The sequence below is a fragment of the Kitasatospora viridis genome, from assembly GCF_007829815.1.
Lineage (GTDB): Bacteria > Actinomycetota > Actinomycetes > Streptomycetales > Streptomycetaceae > Kitasatospora > Kitasatospora viridis.
In genome coordinates this window covers 388,000-413,770 of sequence record NZ_VIWT01000006.1, presented here as the reverse complement: position 1 = coordinate 413,770, position 25,771 = coordinate 388,000, and the positions used below count along the sequence as shown (strand labels likewise).

Here is a 25,771-nt window from a genome sequence, read left to right as displayed (position 1 = left end):
GACCCGCTTGCCCAGGAGAGCGACAACCGGGCCCCGGTCGACCGGGGCCCGGCATCGCGAATCGCCGTCAGGGCGCGGCTCAGTACGCCAGCAGCCGGACCGCTCCGCCCTCAAGTTCCAGGAACTGACGTCCACTCGCATGATGGTGGGTCGGCGAGAACCCCGGGACGGTCCCCAGCAGCCGCCCGTCCGTCGGGTCCCAAGCCGAGAGCGCGGAGTCGTCGGAGCTGAACAGCCGGGTGCCGTCGCTGAAGAAGCGCCCGCCCGGGCCCTCGAAGGCCAGGACTTCGTTGGCCGTCGCCGACAGCTCGAAGATCCTCGCGCCGGCCCGCATGTCGTCGTCATCGTCGCCGAGACCGCCGACTGCCACGCGGTCCGGGCCGATCCAGGTCATCGCGTGGTTCCAGTAGTACGCCCGGTCGCACAGGTCGAGCCGGCTCGGGCCGTCCTCGGACTCCCAGGGGTTCTCGCCCAGCCAGCGGTCGAGGCGCCAGACGGCGGGGATCCCGATCGGGTGCCACAGCCAACCGTCGTCCAGGATCCGCCGCCCGTCCGGGCTCGGGTACAGGGCGCCGTGGAAGAAATCGAGGTGGTGCTCCGCGAATCCGGCCTCCGGGCGCCCGGTGAGCAGCTCACCGGTTCCCGGGTCGCTGACGTCCAGCCGGTTCCAGTCGGTGCGGTGGACGACCACGCAACGACCCTGGTGCTCCACGAAGGCCAACGAGAACGGGACCGTCCAGGAGTTGTAGCTCTGACCGTCCAGGGCCCTGGTGACCTCGCCGGTCCGCAGGTCGAGCAGCTCTCCGAAGCGGCCGTAGTCGTTGACCACCGCCGCGAAGTCGCCGTCGCCGGAGGCGTGCAGACGCCTGCGGATCCGCTCGCCCCGATGTCCTTCCGGCTCGGTCTCCACCGGAACGGTGGTGGCGGCGAGGACCGCGTGCTGACCGGTGACCGGGTCCCACCGGCTGATCCGGCCGTCCTGACCGAGCACCAGCCATTGCGGCCCGCCGCTCCCGTCCACCGGCGCGAGGTCGGCGACCGCGCCCAACTCCCGTGGTACCGCCACCTCGCGGACCGACTCCTCGTACCCGTTCACCGACGGCCCGCCAGATTGTCCCGGTCCGCAACCGGTTCACCGCCGTCCGGCGGGCGGCGGGCGAACAGGAGGGCCCCCGGCGCGGATCCGTCGGGGTCGGTCAGGAGGTGGGCTTCGACCGTGAAGCCGGCGTCGCGGAGCCAGGCGGCGACTCGGTCGGGGTGGCGGCGGTGGATGTGGACCTTCATGGGGTGGCCGCCGTAGCCCTCGGTCTTCAGGCGTGACTCGGTGCCGACGTGGAAGCCGAGCAGGAGGGGGCCGCCGGGGCGCAGGACTCGGCGGAAGTGGGCGAGGACCGTGGGGACCGCGTCGTCGGGGATGTGGATCAGCGACCAGAAGGCGAGCAGGCCGGCGCACGACTCGTCGGCGAGGTCGAGGTCCGTCATGGAGCCCACCTGGAAGCGCAGGCCGGGATGGTCGCGCCGGGCCAGGTCGACCATCGCGGGCGACAGGTCGATCCCGAACGCGTCGAGCCCCGACTCGTGCAGGTGGGCGGTGATGTGGCCCGGGCCGCAGCCCACGTCCGCCACCGGTCCGCCGCCGGTGGTGTGCACCAGGTCGGCGAACAGCGTCAGGGCCGCCCGGACGTACGGTGCTCCGGCCAGCGCCCCGCGGATGTAGTCGGCGTAGCTGGCCGCGACGGTGTCGTAGGAGGTCCGGGTGTCCGTCAGCCAGCCGTCCGTGTTCATGCGCGACACAGTAGTCCAGTGATCACGTCCGGGGCACGGCCGGCCGAGCCCGCCCGTGCCGTCGCACCGGGTGTTTGTGAGTGTTCCGTGCGCGCCGCGGTGGATCCTTCGGGATCGGTCGAACTCCTGCTGGGACTACCGACGGTCGTGCAACAATCACCCACGGCGCGGCTGCGCGAGCTGCGCTTTGGGACGGCGTTGCGTGGGTCGGCAACGCGTGGATCCGGGGGGATCTGGTTTATGTCGTACTGGGCCGTGCTGCCCGACGGGGTTGCTCCCGCCTACCGGCAGCTCCTGGAGGAGCTGCGCGCGCTGAAGGACGAGCGGCGGCTGACGCTGCGGCAGTTGGAGCGGCTGACGCACTACAGCGCGTCCTCCTGGCAGCGGTGGCTGAACGGTTTGCGCCCGCTGACTCCGGAGGCGGTGCAGGCGTTCAGCGGTGCGCTCGGGGTGGACGGTGCGCGGCTGCTGGCGCTGCTCGGCGATGACGCCGGCCCGGCCGACCTGCGAGGTGCCGGGCCCACCGCCGCGCCGGCCACCATTCCGGTCCGCACCGGCAGAGCTGCCGGCGGCTCCGCCGGCAACGGTATCGTCCCTCGGCAACTGCCGATCGACACACGGGTCTTCACCGGACGATCCGAAGAGTTCGCGGAGCTGCTGGCCCTGGCGGAGTCGGCGGCCACCGGGAGCGACAACGGCATGGTGGTGATCTCCGCGATCGACGGGATGGCCGGAATCGGCAAGAGCGCGCTGGCCGTTCGGGTCGCCCACCGGGTCAGCGAGAGCTTTCCCGACGGGCAGTTGTTCGTCGACCTGCGCGGGAACACCGCCGGCGCGGACCCGGTCGGTGCGCACGCCGCGCTGGCGTTCCTGCTGCGCTCGCTCGGGGTGCCGCCGGAGTCGATCCCGGAGGAGGTGGGCGAGCGGGCGGCGCTCTACCGGTCCCGGCTGGCCGGCACCCGCACGCTGATCGTGCTCGACAACGCCGCCGGAACCGCCCAGGTCCGCCCGCTCCTTCCCGGTGCGCCGGGTTGCCTGGTGCTGATCACCTGCCGGACCGTCCTGGCCGGCCTGGACGATGCCCATCTGGTCAGCCTCGACGTGCTGTCCGAGGACGAGGCGCTCGCGCTGCTCCACAAGGTCGCGGGGCCCGGCCGGATCCCGGCCGGCCATCCGGCCGCCGCGCAACTCCTCGCCCTCTGCGGCGGCCTGCCGCTGGCGGTGCGCATCGTCGGTGCCCGGCTGCGCCTGCACCGGGCGCTGCGGATCGAGGAGTTCCTCGCCCGGATCCGCGACGACGCCGACCGGCTGTCCCAGCTCAAGGACGAGGACCGCAACCTGCGCTCGCTCTTCGACGCCTCGTACACCGCGCTCTACGAGGCCGAGCAGCGCATGTTCAGGCTGGTGGGGCTGATCCCGGGGCCGGACCTGGACGCCCACGCCGCCGCGAGCATGTTCGGCACGGACCTGCGGCACGCCCAGCGCCTGCTGGAGTCCCTGCTGGACCGCAGCCTGCTCGTACAACCGGTCCCGGGCCGGTACCGGATGCACGACCTGCTGCGCGCCTACGCCCGCACGCTGACGGACTCCGCGCCCACTGCCGCGCTCGCCATCGAGGCCGGCGACGCGGTGGAGCGGCTGTTCCGCTACTACCTGCACGCCGCGCACCGGGCCGACCGACGCCTCGACCGCTTCGGCCGGCCGGGCCCACGCCTGCTGGGCGCGCCCACCGGATCGGCCGAGCCGGACGCACCGGAGCTGCCCGATCGCGCCGCGGCGATGGCCTGGCTGCGGGTGGAGCACGAGAACCTGCTGGCCCTCGTCCGGCACGCCCGCACGCACGACCGGCACGAGTGGGCGAACGCGCTCACCGCCGAGCTGAGCGCCTACCTGCACTTCGAAGGGCGCTACCAGGAGAGCATCAGCCTCCAGCACGCCGTCATCTCCTCCACCCAGGTGCCGGGCGGTCAGTTCTCCGTCGCGAACGCGCTGATGGCGATCGGGCGCAACCGGCACATGAGCGACGTCACGGACGCGGCGGACACCTACCGGCGCGCGCTGGTGATCTACCGTCGGCTCGGCGACCGGCTCGGCGAGGCGAACGCGCTGCACGAGCTGGGACGGCTGCTGTACCTGCAGGGCGACCTGGACGGCGTGGCCGAGCTGAACCAGCAGGCCCTGACCATCTACCGGGAGCTCGGCGATCTCCGCGGCCAGGCCGGGGCCCTGCGCGAACTCGGCAACCGGGCGGTGCTGATCGGCGACTACGCCGCGGCGACGGCGCTGCTGCACCAGGCCATGGCCATCCAGCAGGACCTCGACGACCCGGTCGGCCAGGCGCACCTGCTCATCCAGCTGGGCCGCACCAGCCACTCCACCGGCGATTCGGGCACCGCGACCAGCCTGCTGGAACGGGCCCTGGCCCTGTACCAGGAGCTCGGGCTGCGTCGGGACGAAGCCAACGTGCTCAAGGACCTGGGCACGGTGGCACGGGAGTCCGGGAACCTGTGGGCCGCGATGGACCTGCAGGAGCGCGCCCTCGTGATCTACCGCGATCTGGGCAGCCACCTGGCGGTGGCCGGGGCCATGCACGAGCTGGGCGAGATCCGGCTCGCGAGCGGCGACCACGCCGGGGCGGTCGAGTTGCTGGAACAGGCGATCGCCACCTACCACGAGATCGGCGACACCTTCGCCGAGACCGAGGCCGTCCACGCGCTGGCCGGGGCCCGGCACGGGCTGGGCCAGGACATCGAGGCCGCGGCCCTGCTGGACCGGTACCTGATCGCGTGTCGGACCCAGGACAACCGCGCCGGCCAGGCCAAGGCGCTCAACAGCATCGGCGACCTGGAGCTGGACACCGCCGGTCCGCGGGCGGCCCTCCCCCGCTACCAGGACGCACTCGCCCTGGCCCGCCGTTTCGACCACCCGCGCGAGGAGGCCAGGGCCCTGAACGGCACCGCGCGCTGCCACGAACGCCTCGGCGGCACCACGGCGGCCATCGTCGCGCTGCGCCAGGCCCTGGCCATCCACCGGCGGATGGACTCCCCGGACGCGATGTCGGTCGCGGCCCGGCTCGCCGAGCTCGAAAGCGCCTCCGGTACCGCCCTGCTGGAGCCCTCGCCGTCCCGCGCACGGTGAGGCGGGCAGCCCCGGACTCCCCCGCGTCAGCGTCGCTCGTGGCGTGCGCGTGCGAGCTGGTGGGCCGCGCGCAGCAGGTCGCGGGTCGTCCCCGCACTGCGCGGGCCCGGGTTGACCACGGCCAGCCAGCCCACGGTCCCGTAGACGGGGTGCGCGATCACGGTGTCGACGGTGCTCGGGTCGACCAGCGTAGTGGCCGGTTCGCGCGGCGCGTGGCCGGTCCACCGGATGAACGCCTCCTTCCCGGCGGCGACGTTCACCCGGAACGCGCCCGGGCGGTCCAGGCCTGACGCCTCATCACCGGGATAGTTCTTGGTCACGACCGTGGCGAACGGCTGGCCGGTCGTCGGGACGGCACCGTCGGGTGCGTAGTAGAAGAACGTGTCGCCCCAGCTGATCTCCGGTGAGCCGTCACCGGGCGCCGGCCTGACGGCCAGCACGCCGCCGAGGTCGGCCACGAAGCTGATGATCTCGTCTACAGTCATGTGCTCAAGCGTGGCATTGAGGTGCTTGTGGAGACTTCGAAGACTTCGAGGCCGAAACTCAGGGGATCAGTGGTGCGAGGTCTCAAATCGGCGGGAATGCGGACCGTGGATGTCGCACGGGAGGCCGGGTGCTCCGTCCAGCAGGTCCGCAATCTCGAACGCGACGGCGTGCTGCCGCCGGCGACCCGCACGGCCACGGGCTACCGGGCCTACGGCGCGGTGCACCTGCGGTCCGCGCTGGCCTACCGGGCGCTCGCGGCGGGTGCGGGGCCGACCGGGGCCAAGGAGATCGTCCGGGCCGCCCACCGGTTCCCCGCCTCCCCGACGGTGTTCGCCCTGCTCGACGCGGCGCACGCCCGGCTCCATGCGGAGCGCGTGGAGCTGGAGTCGGCGAAGGAGGCGGCCCGGGCGATCTCCGGCGAGCCGATCGAGGACGTCCGCGCGTCGGACTCGATGAGCGTCTCGGAACTCGCCGCCGCGCTCGGCGTGCGCCCGTCCACCTTGCGGCACTGGGACGCGGAGGGCCTCGTCGTCCCCGATCGCGACCCGGTGCGCGGGGTACGCCGGTACGCGCCGGCCCAGGTCCGGGATGCCCGGATCGTCCATCAACTGCGCAAGGCCGGTTACCGCATCGCCTCGCTCCGGGCCCTCGTCCCCGAATTGCGGCACGCTCGCCGGTCCGAGGACCTCGCCGCCGCGCTGACCGCCCGGGACGCCGCCCTCGCGGCACGCTCCAGGGCCCTCCTCGACGGTGCCGCCGCGCTCAGCGCCGTGCTCTCCACGACCGTGTGACGCAGACGACCCTGTGACGCAGACGACCGTGTGACGGCCCGCCAGCTGGCGAGGCCCACCGGGACGCCCGGTGGTCAACTCCACTTCCCGGTGTCCCGATGGCCGTTCGGATCACTGCGTCGTGGAATGTTCGTTGACAACGCATACCGGAGCGCCGAAGCTGACGTCGAGTCGCTTCCCTCCCTCCGGGGGCAAACTGCTTCCCGAGGGAGCCTGATGTCATCCGCGTTGTCCACCGTCCGCGAGCGCGCGCTGCGCGCCGCCGCCCAGGACCTCCAGCTCACGGGGGGTGAGCTGGTCGGCAGCGGGCTGGAGTTCCAGGTGTGGCGGATGCGGCACCCCCGCTGGGGCGACGTGGCCCTGCGGCTGCCCGCGCAGGCCGTCGAGTCCAACCCCAACGACCCGTACGTGGACACCGCCGAACTGCTCCGCCACGAAGCGCTGCTGTACGCGGCGCTGCCGGCCTCGGGCATTCCGCTGCCGCGGTTCCACGACCTGCGCCACTACGAGATCGACGTGCTGGTCTGCGAGTACGTCGCGACCGACGGCAGCGCCTGCGACTCGGCCGAACTGGGCGAGATCGTCGCCCGGTTGCACGAGGCGCCCGTCCCGACGGGCATCAGCCCGGCGCGGTCGGCCGGCGCGTTCCCCGGGACCATCGCGGAGCGCGTCGCCCGGCGCTACGAGGTGCTTCGTGAGCTGGCTCCCGACCTGGACGCGCTTGTGGCGGCCGACACGCTCGCCGCAGCCATCCCCGCGACCGGCGCCGGCTCGCTGCTGCACCTGGACGTCCGGGCCTCCAACGTGCTGACCGTCGACGGCCGGGTCCGGGCCTTGATCGACTGGTCGAACTCGATGGTCGGGGATCCGGCCCTCGAACTCGCCCGGATCGAGGCCAACGCGCTGTTCCCGGAGAACGGCATCGACTTCCCGGAGTTCCAACGGGGCTACCGCTCGGTGCGGCCGCTGCCCGAACGGAGCGACGCGTGCTGGAGCCTCTACCGGCTGGACGCGGCGGTCATGCTCGGCATCGTCTTCACCTGCGAGGCGCCGGATGCCGAGCGCGGCCGCCTGATGCTGGATCAGGTCCGCACGCTCGCCATGGCCTGGCAGGACCCACCGGCCACCTGACCATCCCCGCCACCACGACCGCGCCCCCACCACGACCGCGCCCCCGCCCGCACCGCACCGGCGATCGAAAAAACCCGTGGACGGTGTGTAACAGACCTGGTGGGCTGCGGCGTAAGAGTAGTGGCATCGTCGCGGGATCGGGGGAAGGGGCATTGGTGGGGGACGCAGCTGCGGACTTCCTGGAGTTCGCGCACGCGCGCAGCGGGCAGCTGTTCCGCACCGCCTGCCTGCTCACCGGTGACTGGCACCTGGCCGAGGACCTGGTCCAGGAGACGCTGGCCAAGCTCTACCGCTCCTGGCGGCGGATCGACCGGAACGGGTCGCCGGCGGCCTTCGCGCAGACGGTGCTGTTCCGCACCTTCGTCTCCTACCGCCGCAAGCGCAGCAGCGGCGAGCGGACGGTCGAGCAGCTGCCCGAGGTGGCGGAGCTGGCGGGCGAGCCGGAGCTGCGGATCACCCTGCTGCAGGCGCTGGCCCAGCTGACCGACAAGGACCGGGCGGTGCTGGTGCTGCGCTACTGGGAGGACCGCTCGGTCGAGGAGACGGCCCAGGTGCTCCGGGTGTCGCCGGGCGCGGTGCGAGTGCGCAGCCTGCGCGCGCTGGAGAAGCTGCGGCTCGTGCTCGGCGAGGAGTTCCAGGACGCGGTGAGGGCGCGGTGAGGCGAATGACGGACGATCAGGACCAGCTGCCCGCGCGGCTCGAACGCACCGCGCGGAGCCTGCCGGACGGCCTGGAGCAGGTGGTTGAGCTGTTCCCCGCGCACAGCCCCGACCTGGCGCTGCGGGCCGCGGCGCGCGGACGGCGCCTGCGGCGGGTCCGGCAGGCCTGGCTGGGCGGTGCGCTCGCGGTGCTGGTGACCGGCGTGGGGCTGCTGACGGCACAGGCGATGGACCGGGACGCGGACGGCGTGGTGCGGCCGGGGCCGGCGACCGGCGTGACGGTGGCGCCGTCACCCACCGGGCCGCCCACCGCTCCACCCACCAGCCCGCCCACCGATTCACCCGCCGCGCCCTCGGCGAGCCCGTTGGGCTACCTGCCGGCGAACGAACAGCTCGCGGCACTGCTGCCCGAGCACGGGACGCTGAGCTCGCCGGGCGGCACCGGCGGCCTCACTCCCGATCACACGCTGAGTTCGGGGCCGGGCGGGGGCACCGTCATGGGCTGGTTCGACTTCACGGACGCGCACGGGACGGCGACGGTGCAGGTGACCGTCGTGGACGACGATCCCGCCTTCGAAATGCACAGCTGCGCCGGATGGCTCGCCTCCTCCTGCCAGAAACTCGGGGACGGTACCGTCGTCCTGGCCTACTCGAACCGGTCGGGCGACAGCGCACAGCGCCAGTGGTTCGCCAATGCGATCTACTCGGGCGGCCGCAGCGTGCTCGTGTCCGAGCTCGTCCGGTCCAGCACCGGGGGGCAGCTCGCGCTCAGCCCGGTGGAGTTGCGCACGCTGGCGCTGAGCCCGCAATGGAAGAAGTGATCGATGAGCAGGGGGGAACAGGGGATGGGGACCGGGGACGAACAGCCGGACGCCGAGCAGGAGAAGGCACCGGGGGTGCCGGACGAGCCTGCCGCTGACGCGGACGGCTCCGCCGACGTCCACGCCGACGCCGACGAGCCGGACGGCCTGGACGGGCTGGACGGGCTGGACGGGCTGGACGGGCTGGACGGGCCGGACGGGCCGGACGACGTGGACGAGCCCGCCGCCCCGGACGAGCCCGAGCAGTACGAAGAACTCGACGAGCTCAGTGACTTCGACGGCTACGACGGCTACGAGGACGGCGAGGATCCCGGGGACCCCGTGCCCGCCGCCCGCCGTCCGGGGGCCCGCCGGGCGGTGCTGGCGAGCGTGGCGGTGGTGACCGCCGGGCTGCTCACGGTCGGCGGCATCGCGGCGTACAACCTCTCCTCCGCGGTGTTCGGCGGCTCCTCCGGCACCCCGCACGCGAGCAAGGCGGTGCCGGCCACGCCGCCCGCCGCCGACCAGGCGACGGCCGCCGCCAAGGCGTTCCTGGCCGCCTGGGCGAGCGGCGACCTGGACGCGGCCAGCCAGCTGACCGACCGTCCGAACACGGCGGCCGCGCAACTCCTCGAATTCAAGCAGCAGCTGTCGTACGCCTCGCTGACCTCGACCGTCGGCGGCCAGGACGCGGGCGCGGCTCCCACCAGCGCCGACGTCGGGGTCGGCTTCCAGGTCACCGTCACCTTCGCCGCCGGCAGCAGCCCGTGGACGTACCAGGGCGGGCTGAGCGTGCGTCAGTCGGGCGGCACCGGGAAGCCGGTGGTGCACTGGGACCCCACGGTGATCCACCCGCTGCTGACCGGGTCCAACTCGATCACGCTGCGGGCGATCGCCACCCCGGTCGCGACGCCGGTGGACCGCAACGGCCGCTCGCTGGCCGGGTTCCCCTCGCTCGTCCCGCTGCTCGCCTCGCTCCAGGTGCCCGGCTCCGCGCAGCCCACCGACCCGACCAGCGGCAACGGCCAGGCCGTGGTGCTGCTGGACGCCGACGGGGGCAACGCGCAGCAGTTGTTCGTCGTCTCCCAACCGCAGGCCGGCCCGCAGTTGAAGCTGACGATCGACGCGGACGTGCAGAAGGCGGCCGAGGCGGCGGTGGCCGCGCAGTCCACCGGCGGCAACCCGGTCGGGCTGGTCGCGATCGAGCCGAGCACCGGGAACATCCTGGCGGTGGCCAACGCGCCGGCCAACGGGTTCAACCAGGCGTTCCTCGCCAAGCTCGCGCCGGGCTCGACGATGAAGGTGATCACCGCCGCCGCGCTGCTGGAGTACACCAACGACACCCCGGACAGCACGGTGCCGTGCCCGGAGACCGTCAACTCGCCGCGCCTGTGGCCCAACGACGAGCCCGGCAGCTTCCCGGACTACACGCTGGCCGACGACTTCGCGCACTCCTGCAACACCGCCTTCATCCAGGAGAACCAGACCAAGCTGCCGTTCGGCATCCTGCCCAAGGTCGCGCAGCAGTTCGGCATCGGCCAGCCCTGGTCGACCGCGCCCGGGGTGCAGAGCCTCGACATGGTCGTGCCGCCGCCGGTGACCAGCGACGACGCGGCGGCCGAGGCGATCGGGCAGTTCACCATCGTGTCCAACCCGCTGGCCATGGCCTCGGTCGCGGCCACCGTGCAGAACGGCACCTTCCACCAGCCGATCCTGCTGCCCGGCCAGCCGCAGGTGGCGGCCGCCCAGCCGCTGCCGGGCTCCGTGGCGAGCGAGCTGCGCCGGATGATGGCGCAGACCGCGTCCTCGGGCACCGCCGAGCAGGCGATGGCGGGCCTGAGCGGCCAGGTCGGTGCCAAGACCGGCACCGCCCAGGTGAACGGCGCGCCGGCCTCCAACAGCTGGTTCATCGGCTACCGCGACAACCTCGCGGTGGCCGCCGAGGTGGAGGGCGGCGGCCACGGCGCGGGCGCGGCCGGGCAGGCGGCGGCGCAGGTCCTGGGCGTGGGCAACCAGTGAGCACGAGGCGGGACTGCGTCGGGGGGAGGCGGTTGCGGTGCGGACGTTCGCGCAGTGGGACCTGACGGAGCAACGGCCTCCCGTCGAGGGCGTGCCGGACGCCGTCGTGGCGTCCTGCGCGCGGATCGGCCACGACTTGCTGGCCGCACCCGCGGCGTTTCCGCTGCCGGTCGCGCAGCTGCGCTGGTGGGCGGGTGAGTACGACGACGAGGAGGCCCCGCCCGACGTCCTCCTGGTCGGCCTGACCGCCGAGCAGGGCATGCGGTTCGGCAGCGGAGTCGCGCCCGACGCCGAGCCCTCGGCCGAGCTGACGGCCGCGCTCGCCGACGGCGTCCAGGACCACCTGGCCGGCTACGAGTTCGTCCAGTGGCCGGCCTGTCCCGGCCACCAGCACCTGCTGCGGGCGGGCGTGGTGGGCGAGGACGCCTGCTGGAGCTGTCCGGACTCGGGCCGGCCGGTCGCCGTCATCGGCGCACTGGCGCCGACCAGGGGCTGAGACCATGGAGCCATGGAGCCGCTGATCGACCGTGCCACGATGGAGCAGGTCTTCGCCCCCGAGGACCTGCTCACCACCCCGGACCACCTGCTGACCGGGATCGCCCACGCCCCGACCCGCGCGTTCCTGCGCGACGTCGGGCTCCCGGACCGCGAGCGGTGGTTCGAATCGCCCCAGGAGCTGGCCGAGGGCCGGGTGCGGATCGGGGGCGAGGCCTGGCAGCGGGTCGCGCAGGAGTACCCGAACTGCCCGTTCGACATGTCGGTCTGGCTCACCGTCGGTGGCATCGCCCTCGACAGCGTGATGGTGGACACGGTGACCGGGCTGGTCTACTCCATCCCCGACGGAGGCTCACCGCACCTGCTGAACAGCGGCGTCGACGCCTTGGCGTACTTCCTGCACGCCCTGGAGGTCGAGCGCGAGGCCTACGACCCCGAGGCCGACGGCGAGGTCGACCCGGACGGCGCGGTGGAACGCCTGCTGGAGCTGATGCGCGCGGCGGACCCGGCGGCGCTGGAGTACCCGGAGTCGACCTGGTCCATGGTCCTGCGCTACGTGGGCAACATGATGCAGGACTAGGACCGGCGGGTTCTGACGCCGGCTCAGCCGGCCTCGGTGCGCCGCTCCAGGAGGGTGCCCTCGCGCAGGGTCATCGACATCAGGTCGCTCGGGGCGTCGAGCGCCAGGCGGTGCCAGCGGCCGCGCGGGACGATCGCGGCGTGGCCGGCCGGCAGCGGGACGAGCTGCTCGGGGGTACCGGGCTCGGTCGGGCGCAGGTAGAGCCGCGCGCCGCCGGCCAGGCAGCAGACCACCTCGTCGGCCGCCGGGTGCATCTCCCAGTGGTCGGCGTGGACGTCGGCGTCGGTCTCCACGTGGAAGGCCGCGATCTGCCAGCCGCCGTCGGGGCTGGCGGCCATCCGCCGTTCGGCGGCCCGCACCCGGCCGTCGGGCAGCACGTGCAGGGCGGCGGCGAACAGGTCCACCGGCGGAACGGGCGAAGCGGACGGAACGGGCATGACCGTGCTGTCGGTCGTCATGTCAGGAAGCCTTCCTCGAAGCGGAGCAGCATTTCTGTACGCGTTTCTGTACGCGTAAGAAAACTAGCCCGGAAGTCCGTCCTTGTCGACACCTGCGCGATGATGGCCCCATGCCCCAGCCACCCGCAGCACGCAAGAGCGTCGGTCGACCGCCCCGGATCTCCCGTGAGGAGGTCATCGGGGCGGCCCGCCGGATCGTCGCCGAGGAGGGCGTGGACCGGCTGACGATGCGTCGGCTGGCCGGCGAGGTCGGCAGCACGCCGATGGCGCTCTACCACCACGTGCGCAACAAGGAGGAGCTGCTGCTCCTGCTGCTGGACGACTACGCGGGGCGCGAGCTGCACCGGCCCGAGCTGCCGGCCGCGCCGCGCGAGCGGGTGGTGGCCGCCGCAGCAGCGGTCCACCGGGCGCTCGCGGGCTGCCCGTGGATCGTCGAGGCGCTGACCGCCGACGACCTGTTCGCCACCTCCGCGCTCTGGTTCGTGGAGCAGATCGTGGACGGGCTCGTCGAGTGCGGCCTCTCCCCCGAGCGGGCGGTCCACGGGTACCGGGCCATCTGGTACTACACCGCCGGGGAGATCGTGGTCCGGGCGACCGCGGCCCGGCGGCGCGCGGCGGACCAGGAGCCGGCCACCTTCCGGGAACGGGTCTTCGCCGAGCTCGACCCGGCCGAACTGCCCCGGCTGGCCGCCCTCGCGGACCGCTGGGCGCCGCTCACCACCGAGGACCGCTACCTGGACGGGCTGCGGGCCCTGGTGGCCGGCCTGCTCGCCGAACAGTGACGGGAGCGCCGATGGACGTGGGGTCCGCGCGGGCCGCCGCCCGGCACTGGGTCACCACCACCGGCCGGACCCGCCCCGGCTACCTGGGCGCCTACCTGGTCGGCTCCACGACCGCCCTGCCCGACCGGGCCGAGCTGCCGCTCGGCTCGGACGTGGACGTCATGCTGGTCACCCGTCAGCCCCTCCAGGGCTTCAAGCTCGGCAAGTTCGAGCACCGGGGCGTGCTGCTGGAGGTCAGCCACCTGGCGTGGGAGCAGCTGGGCTCGGTGGACGCGGTGCTGGCCGACTACCACCTGGCCGGCGGACTGCGGCGGGACACCGTGATCGACGATCCGTCAGGCGCGCTGCGCGGGCTGCAACGGGAGGTGGCCGCCCGGTTCGCCGAGCCCGACCGGGTGCGCCTGCGCTGCCGGGGCGTGCGCGAGCGGATCACCACCGCGCTGACGGCCGCCGACGAGGCGGCGCCCTGGCACGACCGGGTGACCGGCTGGCTCTTCCCGACCGGGGTGACAGCACACCTGGTGCTGGTCGCCGCGCTGCGCAACCCGACCGTGCGGCTGCGCTACCTGCGGGCGCGCGAGGCGCTCGGCGAGTTCGGACTGGCCGACCGCTACCCGGCGCTGCTGCACCTGCTGGGGGCGGATCAGCTGACGCCCGCCCAGGTGCGCGGGCACGTCGACGCACTGGCCATCACCTTCGACGCGGCGGCCCGGGTAGCCGTCACCCCGTTCGCGTTCAGCACCGACATCACCCCGCCCGCCCGGCCGATCGCCGTCGACGCCTCTTACGAGCTGGTGCGGCGCGGCGACCACCGGGAGGCGATGTTCTGGATCATCGCCACCTTCGCCCGCTGCCACAAGATCCTCGCCGCCGACGACCCGGCCACCGAGGCCGCACTGGCCCCGCTCTTCGACGCCGCCGTGGCCGACCTCGGCATCACGTCCGACCGGGACCTGCGCCGGCACGCCGGGGCGACCCTCGACGCGCTGCCGGGGCTGTGGGACACCGCCGAGCAGATCATCGGTGCGTCCGCCCGGATTTGACGGATCGTCAATTGTCGTTGCGCGCGGCCGTGAGAGAAGCCCGCTGCGAGGGACGCGTGAAGTCGCGTATCCAGTCCGAACACGTACGCTCGCTCCTAGAATCGAACTGTCATGGCACGGTTACACACGGGGGCGCCGTGAACGAGCAGCAGGGGATGCCGGATCCCGACGGGGCGGAGGATCTGGCGGAGTTCGTCGGGTTGTTGGGCGAGTTGCGGGCGTGGGCGGGGATGCCCTCGTACCGGGTGTTGGCGAGGCGGGTCGGTCCGCTGATGCGGCCCGCGCGCGACATCCCGCTCACCACCGTCGTCGACACGTTCAAGGCGGGTCGGCGGCGGCTGGACCTGGGCCTGGTCGTGGCGATCGTCCGGGCGCTGGGGGTTGACGGGCCCGCGGTCGCGCGGTGGCGCGAGGCCTGCGTCAAGGTGCACGGACTGGCCAAAGTGGGCGGCCCGGTCGGGGTGTTCGGCCAACTGCCCACGGACCTCGCCACGTTCACCGGGCGCCGCGAGGAAATCGCCCGCCTGATCGCCGCAGCCACCCAGCGCCACGACGGCGACCGCGCGAACACCGTGCTGATCTCCGCGATCGAGGGCATGGCCGGCGTGGGCAAGACCCAACTCGCCGTCCACACCGCCCACCAGCTCGTCGGCGCCGGCCACTTCACCGACGCGCAGCTGTACGTGAACCTGCGCGGCTTCGAGCCCGAACTCGCCCCCGCCGACCCGTCCGCCGTCCTGGAGGCCTTCCTACGGCAACTGGGCGTGCCGGCCCAGCAGATCCCGGCCGGCCGCGACGAGCGCGCGGCGATGTACCGCGATCGATTGCGCGGACGCAGCGCGCTGATCCTGCTCGACAACGCCGCCGACGAGGACCAGGTCCGCGACCTGATCCCCGCCGGCGGCGGCTGCCTGGTCCTGATCACCAGCCGCCGAAGCCTCGCCGGACTCGACGGCGTCATCCCACACCTGCTCGACACCTTCACCGGCGCCGAAGCACTCGACCTGCTCACCCGGATCGCCGGACACAACCGGGTGGCCGCCGAACCCGAGGCCGCCGCCCGCGTCATCGAGTACTGCGACCGCCTCCCCCTCGCCCTCGCACTGACTGCCGCCCGGCTCCGCTCCCGGCCCGCCTGGAGCCTGGCTGAACTCGCCGACCGCATGCGGACCGGACGCCTGGAGGCGATCAGCGCCGGCGGCCGCGCGATACGCCCCGTGTTCGACGCCTCCTACCAGGCACTCCCGAACCAGGCCCGACAGGTCTTCCGCCTCACCGGCCTGCACCCCGGCCCCGACTTCAGCGCAGCGGCCGCCGCCGCACTGGCGGGCATCACCGCCGGCGAGGCCGCCAGGGCACTGGAACTGCTCCTGGACGAACACCTGCTCCAGCAGAAGCGCAGCGGACGCTTCGAACTCCACGACCTGCTCCGCGCCTACGCCACTGAGCAGGCCAACTCCCTTGACTCCGAGCAGGAGCGCCGCGCCGCGGTGCACCGGATGCTGGACCACTACGTGCACACCGCGCACGCCGCCGCCCTGCACGTGGAACAGGGCCGAGACCCGCTCGACCTGCCCCCGCCACAACCAGGGGTCTACCCAGAACAGTTCACCGATCACGAACAGGCGCTGGCCTGGTTCACCACCGAACATCCCGTGCTGCTCAGCGCCATGGTCCACGCCGCCGCCACCGGCTTCGAGGACCACAGCTGGCAGTTGGCCCACGCGCTTGCCACCTACGGCTTCGTCCGCTTCAAGGAACAGCGTTTGTCGATGGGCTTGGACAGCGCCTGATGATCGTCAGCGAGAGCGCCGCGGGCGGGCCCGCCTTGCGACGGACCCGCCCATACCTGACTACCCGGCGACGTGCTCATTCACCGATCGGGATCGGCAACGCGAGCGCTCCATCGTCACGGCGCGAGGGCGACCCAGCCACCGTAGGGTCCCGCGAGGAACTCGCAGTCCCAGACGCCCAACTCGTTGTGCTCCCTCACGAACTCCACGCACGTTTCGGCAGTGCCGTACGGGCCGCCGACGACCTGGTTCGACCACGCGACCGACTTGGTCGACGCGTGGGTCGGGGCTGCTGCGCTGGCCGTGGCCGTGGTGCCGGCCACGGCGGTCAGCGCCAGCACCCCGGCGGTGGCAAGTGTGGCGAGTGCCTTCTTCATGGACAGTCTCCTCTTAGTTGACGAGTGGGAGTCGGCAAGTCGCCTTCCCCCGTTGACTACCGCTCGGACCGGTCTTCGCGTGAAGCGGTAGGACCAGGTTGACCCTGGGGGCACGGCGTGGCCCCGTTTCCCGAACGAACCCGAACACCTGTCAGAGGTGACTGCGAGAGTGCTCGTCGCAGCGACGAACACCCCTTGCAGACACAGGAGTCAGCCCGATGGACCCGCGCGCCCTCTACACCCGCTCCCTCGACCAGCTGGCGATGGTCTTCGCCGGCGTCACCCCGGCCGACCTCGACCGCCCCACGCCCTGCACCGAGTACGACCTGCGGACGCTGCTCGGCCACGTGGTCGGCGGCATCCACCGGATCGCCTACGTGGGCGAGGGCGGCCGCGCCCTGGACCTGGCCGCCACGGTCGGCGAGATCGACGACACCGACTGGTCCGGCGCCCTGGACCGGGCCCGGGCCCGGGTCGCCGCCGCCTGGTCGGACGACGCCACGCTGGACCGCGTCGTCGACGCGCCCTGGGGCGAGGCGCCCGGCCGGCTCGTGCTGACCGGCTACCTGACGGAGGCCGTCACCCACACCTGGGACATCGCTCAGGTGGTCGCGCCCGCGGAGGCGCTGGACGAGGAGTTGGCCTTGATCTCCCTGGGCATGGCGCAGCAGGTCCTGCCCGCCGACGGCGACCGCACCGGCAGCCCCTTCGCCGCGCTCCGCGCCGTGCCGGCCGAGGCGGATGCCTACAGCCGCCTGGCGGGCTGGCTGGGCCGCGAGGTCCCGCTCGCCGGTTGACCTCGCACCGCGCCTGTCCGCCCGGTTGGCGGGCAGGCGCGTGTCGTGCACCCGGCCACCCGGCGGGGCGTCCTAGCGTGGACCGTCGTGGCCTCCCCGATCGAGCCGACCGTGCCCGCCCCCGAGCAGCGGCGGGCCGGCGCGCTGCTGCGCCGCCCCAAGCTGTGGCTGGTGCCCACCGTGCTGGCCGCCCTGGTCGCGCTGCTGCTGTCGCTGCTCTACATGGGCGGGATCATCGACCCCAACGGGAACCTGCACCACCTGCCGGTCGCCGTGGTCGACGCGGACACCGGCGCCCCGCTGCCGGGCCAGCGGGAGAACGTGGGCGCGCAGGTCGCGGCGGCGGTCGTCGCGGGCTCGCCGGCCGGGTCGGTGCGCTGGCGGCAGGTGGGGCAGGCCGAGGCGCAGGACCTGTTGGCCTCGGGCAAGGTGTACGGGGCGCTGCTGATCCCGGCCGACTTCACGGCCTCGATCGCGGCGCTGACGACCGGTCACGCCACGGTGCGGCCGACCATCACCGTGCTGACCAACCCGGGCGTGGGCAGCCTCGGCTCCTCGATCGCGGCGCAGATCGACCAGGGCGCCGCGCACCAGGCCTCGCTGAGCATCGGTCGGGAGCTGGACTCCGCACCGGCGACCGCCGCGGCGGACCCGACCGCCCGGCTGCTGCTGGCCGACCCGGTCGCGGTCGTCACCCAGGTCGGCCACCCGATCGGGCAGCACAGCGGCCTGGGTCTGAGCGCCTTCTACTACGCGCTGCTGCTGGTGCTGAGCGCCTTCATCACCGGCAACCTGGTGCACAACGGGGTCGACTCGGCGCTCGGCTACGCGGACACCGAGATCGGCCCGTGGCACCAGCGCAAGCCGACCGTGCCGATCGGCCGGACCCAGACGCTGGTGCTGAAGATGGCGATGACCGCCGGGATCCTGGTGCTCACCACGACGATGGTCATGGTGGCCTGCGTCGCGGCGCTCGGCATGGACGCCCCGCACATCCCGCTGCTCTGGATCTTCTCCTACTGCGCGTGCCTCGCGGTGGGCCTGGGGGTGCAGGCGATCAACGCGGCCTTCGGCACCATCGGGCAGCTGGTGTCGATGTTCGTCTTCATCGCGCTGGCCCTGCCCTCCTCCGGCGCGACCGTGCCGCTGGAGGCCACGCCCGCCTTCTACCGCTTCCTCGGCGCGTTCGAGCCGATGCGCCAGCTCAGCGCCGGGGTGCGGTCGATCCTCTACTTCGACGCCCGCGCCGACGCGGGTCTGGCCCGCGCCTGGCTGATGATCGCGGTCGGCTTCGTGGTGGCGCTGGCCTTCGGCTTCCTGATGACCCGTTACTACGACCGCAAGGGCCTCAAGCGCCTGGTGCCGCAGCCCCCGCCCAGCTGAGGGTCCGGGAGGGTCAGCCGCCCTCGCCGGCCGCGGTGCCCGGCACGATCAGGCCGCTCTCGTAGGCGAGCACCACGGCCTGTGCGCGGCTGGCCAGGTGGAGCTTGGCCATCAGCCGGTTCAGGTGGGTCTTCACCGTGGCGACGCTGACCACCAGGCGCTGGGCGATGTCCTGGTTGGGCAGGCCCTGGCCCACCAGGCGCAGCACGTCCACCTCACGCACCGTCAGCCGGTCCAGCGTGCCGAGCGGCTCGCCCGCCCCGGGCGCGCCCGGCTCGCCGGCTGTACCGGCCGGACCGGCGGTGGCGGCCGTGGCGGCCGTGGCCGGCTGTCGGCTGGCGAAGTTCTCGACCAGGCGCCGCAGCACGCTCGGCGCGAAGATCATCTCGCCCTCGGCGATCAGCGCGATGGCCGACAGCAGCCGCTCGGGCTCGGTGTCCTTGAGCAGGAAGCCGCTGGCGCCGCCCCGCAGCGCCTGGTAGACGTACTGGTCGAGGTCGAAGACGGTCAGCATGATCACCTTCGGCGGCGCACCCTGAGCCTGCGTCAGGATCCGCTCCAGTGCGGTGATGCCGCTGATCCCGGGCAGCCGGATGTCCATCAGCACCACGTCCGGCCGGGTGCGCAGCGCGAGCTCGACGGCCTCCTCGCCGGTGGCCGCCTCGCCGGCCACCTCCAGGCCGGGCGCCGCACGGATCAGTGCCGCGAGGCCCGCCCTGATCAGCAGCTGATCGTCGACGATCAGAATGGCCGTCATATCTTCCACGTCCCCCGTTCCGACAGTTCGGCGTCCCCCTCGGCCCGCAGGCCCGGCCCGGTGAGCGGCAGGGTGAACGCCACCTCGAACCCGCCCTCCGCCCGGGGACCGGCCTGCACCTGGCCGCCGTAGAGTCTGACCCGTTCACCGACGCCTATCAAGCCGAAGCCCGTGCCCGGGATGCCCGGCCCGCCCGCCGCGGCGTCCGCGCCGCCCGGCCGGCCCGGTCCGTCGTCGACGATCCGGCCGGCGAGCGCGTGCGGCCGGTGGTCGAGCTCGACCGTGACGGCGGCCGGACGCCCCGCGTGCTTGAGGGTGTTGGTGAGCGCCTCCTGGACGATCCGGAAGGCGCACAGCTCGATGCCCGGCGGCAGCGGCACTCGCTCCCCGGCGACCCGGACCTCCACCTCGACCCCGGCGGCGCGCACCCGCCGGGCCAGGCCCTCCAGTTGGTCCAGGCCGGGCGCCGGGTGCATCGGCTCCCCCTCCGCCTCCTCCTCGGGCTGGGTCGCGGAGGGCACCCGCAGCACCCGCAGCAGGCCGCGCATCTCGTCCAGCGCCTCCCGGCTGGTCGTGCCGACCTGGCCCACCGCCGCCAGGGCCGCCTGCGGATCGGAGGCGAACAGGTACTGCGCCACACCGGCCTGCATGGCCAGCGCCGACAGGTGATGGGCCACCACGTCGTGCAGCTCGCGGGCGATCCGCACCCGCTCGGCCATCGCCGCGTGCTCGGCCCGCAGCTCCTGCTCCAGCCGCAGCCGCTCGGCCATCAGCCGCAGTTGGGCGTTGCGCAGGGCGAGCTGGCGCTGGCCGGCGGCGAACACCCAGACCAGGCCCACCGCGATCACGGTCTGCGCCACGGCCAGCAGGCCGGACAGCCCGGCGGCCAGACCGCAGACCACCCAGGTGCCGCTGGTCGCCGCCGCCACCAGCCCGGCCCGCCGACCGCCGACCCGCAGCACCACGGTGTAGCAGGCCAGCAGGGTGGCCCACAGGTTCACCGAGGGCTCGAAGCCGGCCAGCGTGTAGGCGAGCAGGCCGGCGCAGCTCAGCGCGAACGCGGTCAGCGGGGCCCGGGTGCGCACGGCGAGCGGCAGGTTCACCAGCATCGACAGCGCGATCGCCGCCGCGCCGAAGGACGGCCAGCCGGCCGCCCGGTAGTCGTCCGCGTAGGTCTGCCGGCCGTACACGACCGTCACCGCCGCGAGGACCATCGCGAACAACGCATCGGTCACCGCACTACGTCTCAGGAATCGCCAGGTGCCCGTCCACATCCCGGCAGCCTAGGAGCACTGGGCTCACCGGTCGTCATACGGGCGCGGTATCCCCGACCCCGAACGGACCGGTGGAACCTGATGGGCCCTCGGTTCGTCCATGAACTGACCGTATGAACGACGAGAGGAGACCCACCGCATGGCTGGGCTCATACACAACCGGGTGCTACGGGCGAGCGGGGTGATCGTCGCCCTGGCCGCCGTGACGGCATCGACCGCGCCGTCGAGCGGGGCGGCGCAGCCCGCACCCGGCGCCGCCGCGCCGGCGGCGGGCGCCACGGCGAGCACGCCGCCCGCACCCGGCGGGCAGCCGGCGCTGGACGGCGGCGGCACCCGCGCCCTCCCGCAGCCGCCCGCCCCGGCCCCGGGAACGGCCACCCCGGGCCCGGTCACGCCGGTGCTCACGCCCGTCGGCGGGGCCCGGTTGCCGGCCACCGTCTTCGCCGCCTACCGCAAGGCCGAGGCCTCGCTGGCCGGCACCGACCCCGGCTGCCACCTGCCGTGGCAACTGCTGGCCGGCATCGGCGAGGTGGAGTCCGGGCAGGCCGACGGCGGCATGGTCGACGCCGCCGGCACCACCTACACGCCGATCCTCGGCCCGGTGCTCGACGGCACCGGCGGCAACGCCGCCCTGCCGGCCACCGACGGCGGCAAGTACGACGGCAGCACGGTGTGGGCCCGGGCCGTCGGCCCGATGCAGTTCCTCCCCTCCACCTGGGCCGAGTGGGGTGCGGACGGCAACGGCGACGGCGTCGCCGACCCCGACAACGTCTGGGACGCGGCGCTGGCGGCCGGCCGGTACCTGTGCGCGGGCGGCCGGGACCTGGCCGTGCCCGGCCAGTTGGACCAGGCGATCCTGGGCTACAACCACTCGGACGACTACCTGCGCACTGTCAAGGCGTGGATGACGTACTACCAGGGCGGTGTGACGACCAGTCCGGACGCGCCCGCCGGAGCCGTCGCGAAGCCGACGCCCGGCGCACCGTCGGCCTCGGCCTCGCCGTCTCCCTCGTCCTCGCCGAGCGCGAGCGCGAGCGCCAGCGCCAGTGCCGGCCCCGCCGCCTCGCCGAGTGCGAGTGCGAGCGCGAGCGCCAGCGCAAGTGCCAGCGCGAGTGCCAGCGCCACGCCGTCGCCCAGCGCGAGCCCGACGCACAGCCCCGCGCCGTCGCCCTCGGCCAGCGCCTCCGCCAGCGCGTCCGCGTCCCCGTCGGGCTCCGCCACGCCGACCCCGTGCCCGTCGCCGAGCGCCACTGGCACCCCGTCAGCCGCCCCGAGCACGACGCCTTCCCCGACGGCGACGGCCACCCCGTCGGCCGACCCGAGCAGCGGGCCGTCCGCATCGCCCTCGGGCTCGCCCGCCCCGGGCTGCGCCGCGCCCTCGCCCAGCGCCGCGGCGAGCTCGGCCTCGCCGTCGCCGTCGGCCTCCGCCTCGCAGGCCTCGAAGGCTCCGAAGGCCGGCTGAGCACGCCCTCGTCGTCCTCCTGCCACCGGTGGCGGGAGGACGGCGGGGCTCCCACACATGCTCAGCATTGGCACATTTGCTCGATCACTCCCCCTCCCGGCATGATGCGCGTCTCAGGAAAGGGGGGAACGGCGCACGGCCAGTGGAGCCATGACGCCGTGTCGACACATCATCAACACCATCGAGACACCAGACGCGCCCCACGAGGACACCGCCGCAGCGGCCGCCACGCCCGCCACCGGCCTCCTCGTCGCCGACGTCCCCGCCACCGACGTCCCCACTGCCGACGTCCTCGTCGCCGAGCGGCCCGCCGCGCCGGCGCTCACCACCCGGCTGCTCCTGCTGCTGCGCCGGGCCCTCCCGCTCCCCCGCGTGCTGCTCCTGCTGATCGCCGCGCTCGCCGCGGTCGGCTACGCCTGGTCGCTCGACCAGGAGGGCCTGGAGACGTACTACGCGGCCGGGGTGCGCAGCATGGCCGGCAGCTGGCACGCCTTCTTCTACGACGCCTTCGACCCGCAGGCCACCGTGACGCTGGACAAGCTGCCCGGCGCGTTCTGGGTGCAGGCCCTGTCGGTGCGGATCTTCGGCTACTCGGTGCGGGCGATGGTGCTGCCGCAGGTGGTCGAGGCGACGCTGTCGGTGCTGGTGCTGTACCGGGCGGTGCGCCGGGTCGGCGGGGCCGGCCCCGCGCTGATCGCGGCGGCGGTCCTGGCCGCCAGCCCGGTGACGCTGGCCTCCACCCGCGGCAACCTCTCCGAGCCGCTCTACCTGCTGCTCCTGCTGCTCGCCGCGGACGCGGTGCTGCGCGCGGTGCTGCTCGGGAGGCGGCGCTCGGGCTGGGCGGCGGCCGGCTGGGTCGCGCTGGCCTTCCAGGCGAAGATGGCGGAGGCCTGGTTCCTGCTGCCCGCCCTGGTGTTGGCCCTGGTCACGGCCGCCCCCGCGGGCGCCCGGCTGCGGGCGCTGCTGCGCGGGCTGCTGCTCAGTGCGACGGCCGCGGCGCTCTCGCTCGGCTGGATGGCCTTCTTCGCGCTCACCCCGGCCGCCGACCGGCCGCTGGCCGACGGAAGCACCCACGACTCCGTCTTCGAACAGGTCTTCCTTTACAACGGCGGTCAGCGGCTGAACCAGGGCCTGGACTACGGACTGCCGCCGCTGGCGCCACGGGACCCGGCGGCGGTCCGGCACGCCGCGCTCTACCTGACCCCGGAGCACGGCGCCGGTCTGGTGCCGCCGAGCACCTTCTCGGCCGCGGCCTGGGACCGGCTGCTGACCGCGCCGCTGGGCCCGGACGCGGGCTGGCTGCTGCCGCTGGCGCTGGCCGGCGCGGTGCTCCTGCTGGTGGTGCTGCCGCGCCGGCTGCCGGGCTCGCCCGGCCGGCGCGCGGCCGGGCCGCTGCCCGCGCCGCTGGCCGAACTGCGGCGGATCCGGGCGGCGGTGGTGCTGTGGACCGGCTGGCTGCTGGTCGGCGTGGTGGCCTTCAGCCAGGCCGGCGCCCTGCACGACTACTACCTGGCCACCCTGGTCCCGGCGATCGGCGCGTTGACCGGGCTCACGGTGACCACGCTCTGGCGCCGGGCCCGCGGGCTGCTGGCGGCCCTGCTGGTGGTGCAGGGCGTCTGGAGCGCCGGCCTGCTGTACGCCCAACCCCCGGTGCTGCAGTGGCTCCTGGTGCTCGCCGGGTGCGCGGCCGGGGCGGCGCTGCTGCTGCGGGGCCGGGCGCGCGGGCGCCTGCGGGTGCCGAGCACCGCGCTGGCGCTGGCGCTCACCCTCATCGTGCTGCTGACCGGCCTGGTGACGGCCGGGGTCTGGCTGCTGGCCCGCTCCGGCGGCCCGTTCGACGCCCCGTTCGCGGCCTCCGGCACCTTCGCCGACCCGAGCCGGGCGGCCAGGACCGCCGCGCTCTCGGCCACCGGGCTGTACGGCGGCTCGATCATGCCGAAGGGCAACGGCTACGCCTGGACCTTGGCGATGCGGGGCGACGCGCAGCTGAACACCGCCCTGGCCAGGCAGGGCGACATGCTGGTCTACCAGTCCACCGCCGCCAGCGGCTACATCATGGGCGGGGTCACCCACCTGCGCCCGATCGGCGGTTTCAGCGGGAACCTTCCCTCCCCGAGCGTCGACGAGGTGATCGCGATGATCGAGTCCCGGCAGATCGGCTCGGCGCTGGTGCCCGGCCCGGGGGTGCTGACCGGCACCGACCCCCGGGTCCAGGCGGTCAAGGACCACTGCACCCTGATGTCCAGCAACCCGCGGGCCGACTACCTGCTCTACAAGTGCCCCTGAGGCCCCGTCAGCCCCGCACCGCGAGCGGGGGCGCGGCCTGCGCACCGGGCGACTCGGCCGCGCGGCCCTGGTCCGCGCCGCTTCGCCGCGGCACGGCCAGGGCCGCGGCGGCGCCGAGCGCGAGCGCGGCGGCGCCCACCCAGAGGGCCGGCACCAGGCCGTCGACGTAGCGCTGCGGGCTGCCGTAGTCGCCGTGCGCGGTGAAGACCGCCGTCAGCACGGCGACGCCGAGCGCGCCGCCGACCTCCCGCAGGGCGTTGTTCACGCCCGAGGCCACGCCCTGTTCCTGCGGCCGGACCGCGCCCATCAGCACGGTGGCGACCGGGGCGAAGAACAGCGCCATGCCGACGCCGGAGAGCACCAGGCCGGGCACCTGCGCCGCGTACCCGACGTGCGCGGAGACCACCGAGGCGAACCAGCCCAGGCCCGCCGCCTGGAGGGTGAGCCCGGCGGCGATCACGGTGCGCCCGCCGATCCGGTCCGCCAGCAGGCCCGCGACCGGGGCGACCAGCATCGGCATGCCGGTCCACGGGAGCATCCGCACGCCCGCCTCCATCGGGCTGTAGCCCTGGGCGGCCTGGAGGAACTGGCTGAGCAGGAAGACCGCCCCGAACATGCCCACGGACATCAGCGCCGTGGCGAGGTTGACGGCCGAGAACGCCCGGCTGCGGAACAGCCGCAGCGGCACGGCGGGGGCCGCCGAGCGCCGCTCCCAGGCGAGGAAGCCGAGCAGCAGGGCGCCGCCGCCGATCAGGCCGGTGAGCACCGGGGTGCTGGTCCAGCCGTCGTCGTTGCCCCGGATCACCGCGTAGACCAGGCCGAACAGGCCCGCGCTGACCAGCACGGTGCCCGGCACGTCGAGCCGGCGGTCGGGTCCGGTGCTCTCGTTCAGCCGCAGCCGGGCCAGCGGCAGCAGGGCGAGGCCGATGGGCACGTTGAGCGCGAATATCCACTGCCAGGACAGGTGCTCGACGACGGTGCCGCCGATCAGCGGGCCCATCGCGACGGCCATGCCGTTGACCGCGCCCCACACGCCGAAGGCCAGTCCGCGCCGGGCGGCGGGGACGGCCGCCGTGAGCAGGGTCAGGCTGACCGGGGTGAGCATGGCGGCGCCGACGCCCTGCACGGCGCGGGCCGCGATCAGCGCGTCGATGTTCGGTGCCAGGGCGGCCGCGAGCGAGGCGAAGGTGAAGGTGCCCAGACCCACCAGGAACATCCGGCGCCGGCCGAAGCGGTCGCCGAGCGCGGCGCCGAGCAGCAGCAGGACGGCGAAGGTGAGGGTGTAGGCGTTGACGGTCCATTCGAGGTCGCTGATGCCGCCGCCGAGGTGCTTGCGGATGGCGGTGAGCGCGGTGGTGACGACCAGGTTGTCCAGCGCGGCCATGAATCCGGCGGTGCTGGTGATCACGAAGGCCCAGACGGCTGGGCTGGTTCTACGCACGGGAGGCTCCTCGGAGAGCTGAGGGGGAAGGGCG

At 73.8% G+C, this 25,771-nt stretch carries 23 protein-coding genes; 15 read left to right on the top strand and 8 right to left on the bottom strand.

The window, feature by feature from the left end; genetic code table 11:
* Positions 1-79: 79 nt before the first annotated feature.
* Both FHX73_RS40945 and FHX73_RS40940 read right to left on the bottom strand, forming a co-directional pair.
* Positions 80-1,096, bottom strand: a complete 1,017-nt coding sequence (locus FHX73_RS40945; protein ID WP_246214194.1) for a WD40 repeat domain-containing protein — start codon at positions 1,094-1,096, stop codon at positions 80-82.
* Positions 1,093-1,785: a class I SAM-dependent methyltransferase gene (locus tag FHX73_RS40940; protein WP_145911153.1), complete on the bottom strand. Its 693-nt coding sequence runs from the start codon at positions 1,783-1,785 to the stop codon at positions 1,093-1,095. The genes FHX73_RS40945 and FHX73_RS40940 overlap by 4 nt, the downstream gene beginning before the upstream one ends.
* Before the next feature lie 240 nt (positions 1,786-2,025).
* On the opposite strand from FHX73_RS40940, the gene FHX73_RS40935 reads away from it, so the two are divergent.
* A complete protein-coding gene (locus FHX73_RS40935; RefSeq protein WP_145911152.1) occupies positions 2,026-4,923 on the top strand; it encodes an ATP-binding protein in 2,898 nt (965 codons plus the stop codon).
* Positions 4,924-4,949: 26 nt separating this feature from the next.
* On the opposite strand, the gene FHX73_RS40930 is transcribed toward FHX73_RS40935, so the two are convergent.
* A complete protein-coding gene (locus FHX73_RS40930) occupies positions 4,950-5,408 on the bottom strand; it encodes a DUF6194 family protein (protein WP_145911151.1) in 459 nt (152 codons plus the stop codon).
* A 96-nt stretch (positions 5,409-5,504) separates the two neighbouring features.
* On the opposite strand from FHX73_RS40930, the gene FHX73_RS40925 reads away from it, so the two are divergent.
* From FHX73_RS40925 to FHX73_RS40895, 7 genes are all read left to right on the top strand, one after another.
* Complete coding sequence (locus tag FHX73_RS40925) at positions 5,505-6,200, top strand: MerR family transcriptional regulator (protein WP_211786497.1); 696 nt, start codon at positions 5,505-5,507, stop codon at positions 6,198-6,200.
* Positions 6,201-6,416: 216 nt separating this feature from the next.
* Positions 6,417-7,331 carry a phosphotransferase family protein gene (locus tag FHX73_RS40920; RefSeq protein ID WP_170305308.1) on the top strand — a complete coding sequence of 305 codons (915 nt, stop codon included), beginning with the start codon at positions 6,417-6,419 and terminating at the stop codon, positions 7,329-7,331.
* 155 nt (positions 7,332-7,486) lie between these two features.
* Complete coding sequence (locus FHX73_RS40915; protein ID WP_145911148.1) at positions 7,487-7,990, top strand: SigE family RNA polymerase sigma factor; 504 nt, start codon at positions 7,487-7,489, stop codon at positions 7,988-7,990.
* Between the two features lie 5 nt (positions 7,991-7,995).
* The gene (locus FHX73_RS40910; protein ID WP_145911147.1) at positions 7,996-8,811 is read left to right on the top strand and encodes a hypothetical protein; all 816 of its coding nucleotides are present in this window, start codon (positions 7,996-7,998) and stop codon (positions 8,809-8,811) included.
* A 3-nt stretch (positions 8,812-8,814) separates the two neighbouring features.
* Complete coding sequence (locus FHX73_RS40905) at positions 8,815-10,809, top strand: penicillin-binding transpeptidase domain-containing protein (RefSeq protein WP_145911146.1); 1,995 nt, start codon at positions 8,815-8,817, stop codon at positions 10,807-10,809.
* A gap of 37 nt (positions 10,810-10,846) precedes the next feature.
* Positions 10,847-11,305 (top strand): hypothetical protein, encoded by a 459-nt coding sequence (locus FHX73_RS40900; RefSeq protein WP_145911145.1) that lies wholly within the window; start codon positions 10,847-10,849, stop codon positions 11,303-11,305.
* Positions 11,306-11,317: 12 nt separating this feature from the next.
* Positions 11,318-11,884 carry an SUKH-4 family immunity protein gene (locus FHX73_RS40895; RefSeq protein ID WP_145911144.1) on the top strand — a complete coding sequence of 189 codons (567 nt, stop codon included), beginning with the start codon at positions 11,318-11,320 and terminating at the stop codon, positions 11,882-11,884.
* A 23-nt stretch (positions 11,885-11,907) separates the two neighbouring features.
* On the opposite strand, the gene FHX73_RS40890 is transcribed toward FHX73_RS40895, so the two are convergent.
* Entirely contained in the window at positions 11,908-12,342 is a 435-nt protein-coding gene (locus FHX73_RS40890; protein WP_246214193.1) for a cupin domain-containing protein, read from the bottom strand.
* 110 nt (positions 12,343-12,452) lie between these two features.
* Here FHX73_RS40890 and FHX73_RS40885 point away from each other — a divergent pair, with 110 nt between their 5' ends.
* The 3 genes from FHX73_RS40885 (at position 12,453) to FHX73_RS40875 (ending at position 15,960) form a co-directional block, all read left to right on the top strand.
* Complete coding sequence (locus FHX73_RS40885) at positions 12,453-13,124, top strand: TetR/AcrR family transcriptional regulator (protein WP_145911143.1); 672 nt, start codon at positions 12,453-12,455, stop codon at positions 13,122-13,124.
* Positions 13,125-13,135: 11 nt separating this feature from the next.
* Positions 13,136-14,167, top strand: coding sequence for a hypothetical protein (locus tag FHX73_RS40880; RefSeq protein WP_145911142.1), 1,032 nt, complete (start codon positions 13,136-13,138; stop codon positions 14,165-14,167).
* Positions 14,168-14,304: 137 nt separating this feature from the next.
* Positions 14,305-15,960 carry an NB-ARC domain-containing protein gene (locus FHX73_RS40875; protein ID WP_145911141.1) on the top strand — a complete coding sequence of 552 codons (1,656 nt, stop codon included), beginning with the start codon at positions 14,305-14,307 and terminating at the stop codon, positions 15,958-15,960.
* Between the two features lie 116 nt (positions 15,961-16,076).
* On the opposite strand, the gene FHX73_RS40870 is transcribed toward FHX73_RS40875, so the two are convergent.
* A complete protein-coding gene (locus tag FHX73_RS40870; RefSeq protein ID WP_145911140.1) occupies positions 16,077-16,337 on the bottom strand; it encodes a hypothetical protein in 261 nt (86 codons plus the stop codon).
* Between the two features lie 218 nt (positions 16,338-16,555).
* Between FHX73_RS40870 and FHX73_RS40865 the strand changes: the two genes are divergently transcribed.
* Together FHX73_RS40865 and FHX73_RS40860 are read left to right on the top strand one after the other, a co-directional pair.
* Positions 16,556-17,134 (top strand): TIGR03086 family metal-binding protein, encoded by a 579-nt coding sequence (locus FHX73_RS40865; RefSeq protein ID WP_145911139.1) that lies wholly within the window; start codon positions 16,556-16,558, stop codon positions 17,132-17,134.
* Positions 17,135-17,221: 87 nt separating this feature from the next.
* On the top strand, positions 17,222-18,517 hold the full coding sequence (locus FHX73_RS40860) for a YhgE/Pip domain-containing protein (RefSeq protein WP_246214192.1): 1,296 nt from the start codon (positions 17,222-17,224) through the stop codon (positions 18,515-18,517).
* 13 nt (positions 18,518-18,530) lie between these two features.
* On the opposite strand, the gene FHX73_RS40855 is transcribed toward FHX73_RS40860, so the two are convergent.
* Positions 18,531-19,274 carry a response regulator gene (locus FHX73_RS40855; protein WP_145911138.1) on the bottom strand — a complete coding sequence of 248 codons (744 nt, stop codon included), beginning with the start codon at positions 19,272-19,274 and terminating at the stop codon, positions 18,531-18,533.
* Positions 19,271-20,509 (bottom strand): sensor histidine kinase, encoded by a 1,239-nt coding sequence (locus FHX73_RS40850; protein WP_170305307.1) that lies wholly within the window; start codon positions 20,507-20,509, stop codon positions 19,271-19,273. Before FHX73_RS40850 ends, FHX73_RS40855 begins: the two co-directional genes overlap by 4 nt.
* A gap of 178 nt (positions 20,510-20,687) precedes the next feature.
* Here FHX73_RS40850 and FHX73_RS40845 point away from each other — a divergent pair, with 178 nt between their 5' ends.
* Positions 20,688-22,010: a lytic transglycosylase domain-containing protein gene (locus FHX73_RS40845; RefSeq protein ID WP_145911136.1), complete on the top strand. Its 1,323-nt coding sequence runs from the start codon at positions 20,688-20,690 to the stop codon at positions 22,008-22,010.
* A gap of 150 nt (positions 22,011-22,160) precedes the next feature.
* Positions 22,161-24,296, top strand: a complete 2,136-nt coding sequence (locus tag FHX73_RS40840) for a glycosyltransferase family 39 protein (protein ID WP_145911135.1) — start codon at positions 22,161-22,163, stop codon at positions 24,294-24,296.
* A 7-nt stretch (positions 24,297-24,303) separates the two neighbouring features.
* On the opposite strand, the gene FHX73_RS40835 is transcribed toward FHX73_RS40840, so the two are convergent.
* Entirely contained in the window at positions 24,304-25,680 is a 1,377-nt protein-coding gene (locus FHX73_RS40835; RefSeq protein ID WP_145911351.1) for a DHA2 family efflux MFS transporter permease subunit, read from the bottom strand.
* Between the last annotated feature and the right edge of the window lie 91 nt (positions 25,681-25,771).

What these genes read in the sequence shown, in the direction of transcription:
- FHX73_RS40940 (WP_145911153.1), bottom strand. Translation starts at nt 1,785, where the DNA reads ATGAACACGGACGGCTGGCTGACGGACACCCGGACCTCCTACGACACC.
- FHX73_RS40935 (WP_145911152.1), top strand. Translation starts at nt 2,026, where the DNA reads ATGTCGTACTGGGCCGTGCTGCCCGACGGGGTTGCTCCCGCCTACCGG.
- FHX73_RS40930 (WP_145911151.1), bottom strand. Translation starts at nt 5,408, where the DNA reads ATGACTGTAGACGAGATCATCAGCTTCGTGGCCGACCTCGGCGGCGTG.
- FHX73_RS40925 (WP_211786497.1), top strand. Translation starts at nt 5,505, where the DNA reads ATGCGGACCGTGGATGTCGCACGGGAGGCCGGGTGCTCCGTCCAGCAG.
- FHX73_RS40920 (WP_170305308.1), top strand. Translation starts at nt 6,417, where the DNA reads ATGTCATCCGCGTTGTCCACCGTCCGCGAGCGCGCGCTGCGCGCCGCC.
- FHX73_RS40910 (WP_145911147.1), top strand. Translation starts at nt 7,996, where the DNA reads ATGACGGACGATCAGGACCAGCTGCCCGCGCGGCTCGAACGCACCGCG.
- FHX73_RS40905 (WP_145911146.1), top strand. Translation starts at nt 8,815, where the DNA reads ATGAGCAGGGGGGAACAGGGGATGGGGACCGGGGACGAACAGCCGGAC.
- FHX73_RS40895 (WP_145911144.1), top strand. Translation starts at nt 11,318, where the DNA reads ATGGAGCCGCTGATCGACCGTGCCACGATGGAGCAGGTCTTCGCCCCC.
- FHX73_RS40890 (WP_246214193.1), bottom strand. Translation starts at nt 12,342, where the DNA reads ATGACGACCGACAGCACGGTCATGCCCGTTCCGTCCGCTTCGCCCGTT.
- FHX73_RS40885 (WP_145911143.1), top strand. Translation starts at nt 12,453, where the DNA reads ATGCCCCAGCCACCCGCAGCACGCAAGAGCGTCGGTCGACCGCCCCGG.
- FHX73_RS40880 (WP_145911142.1), top strand. Translation starts at nt 13,136, where the DNA reads ATGGACGTGGGGTCCGCGCGGGCCGCCGCCCGGCACTGGGTCACCACC.
- FHX73_RS40870 (WP_145911140.1), bottom strand. Translation starts at nt 16,337, where the DNA reads ATGAAGAAGGCACTCGCCACACTTGCCACCGCCGGGGTGCTGGCGCTG.
- FHX73_RS40865 (WP_145911139.1), top strand. Translation starts at nt 16,556, where the DNA reads ATGGACCCGCGCGCCCTCTACACCCGCTCCCTCGACCAGCTGGCGATG.
- FHX73_RS40855 (WP_145911138.1), bottom strand. Translation starts at nt 19,274, where the DNA reads ATGACGGCCATTCTGATCGTCGACGATCAGCTGCTGATCAGGGCGGGC.
- FHX73_RS40845 (WP_145911136.1), top strand. Translation starts at nt 20,688, where the DNA reads ATGGCTGGGCTCATACACAACCGGGTGCTACGGGCGAGCGGGGTGATC.
- FHX73_RS40840 (WP_145911135.1), top strand. Translation starts at nt 22,161, where the DNA reads ATGACGCCGTGTCGACACATCATCAACACCATCGAGACACCAGACGCG.
- FHX73_RS40835 (WP_145911351.1), bottom strand. Translation starts at nt 25,680, where the DNA reads ATGGCCGCGCTGGACAACCTGGTCGTCACCACCGCGCTCACCGCCATC.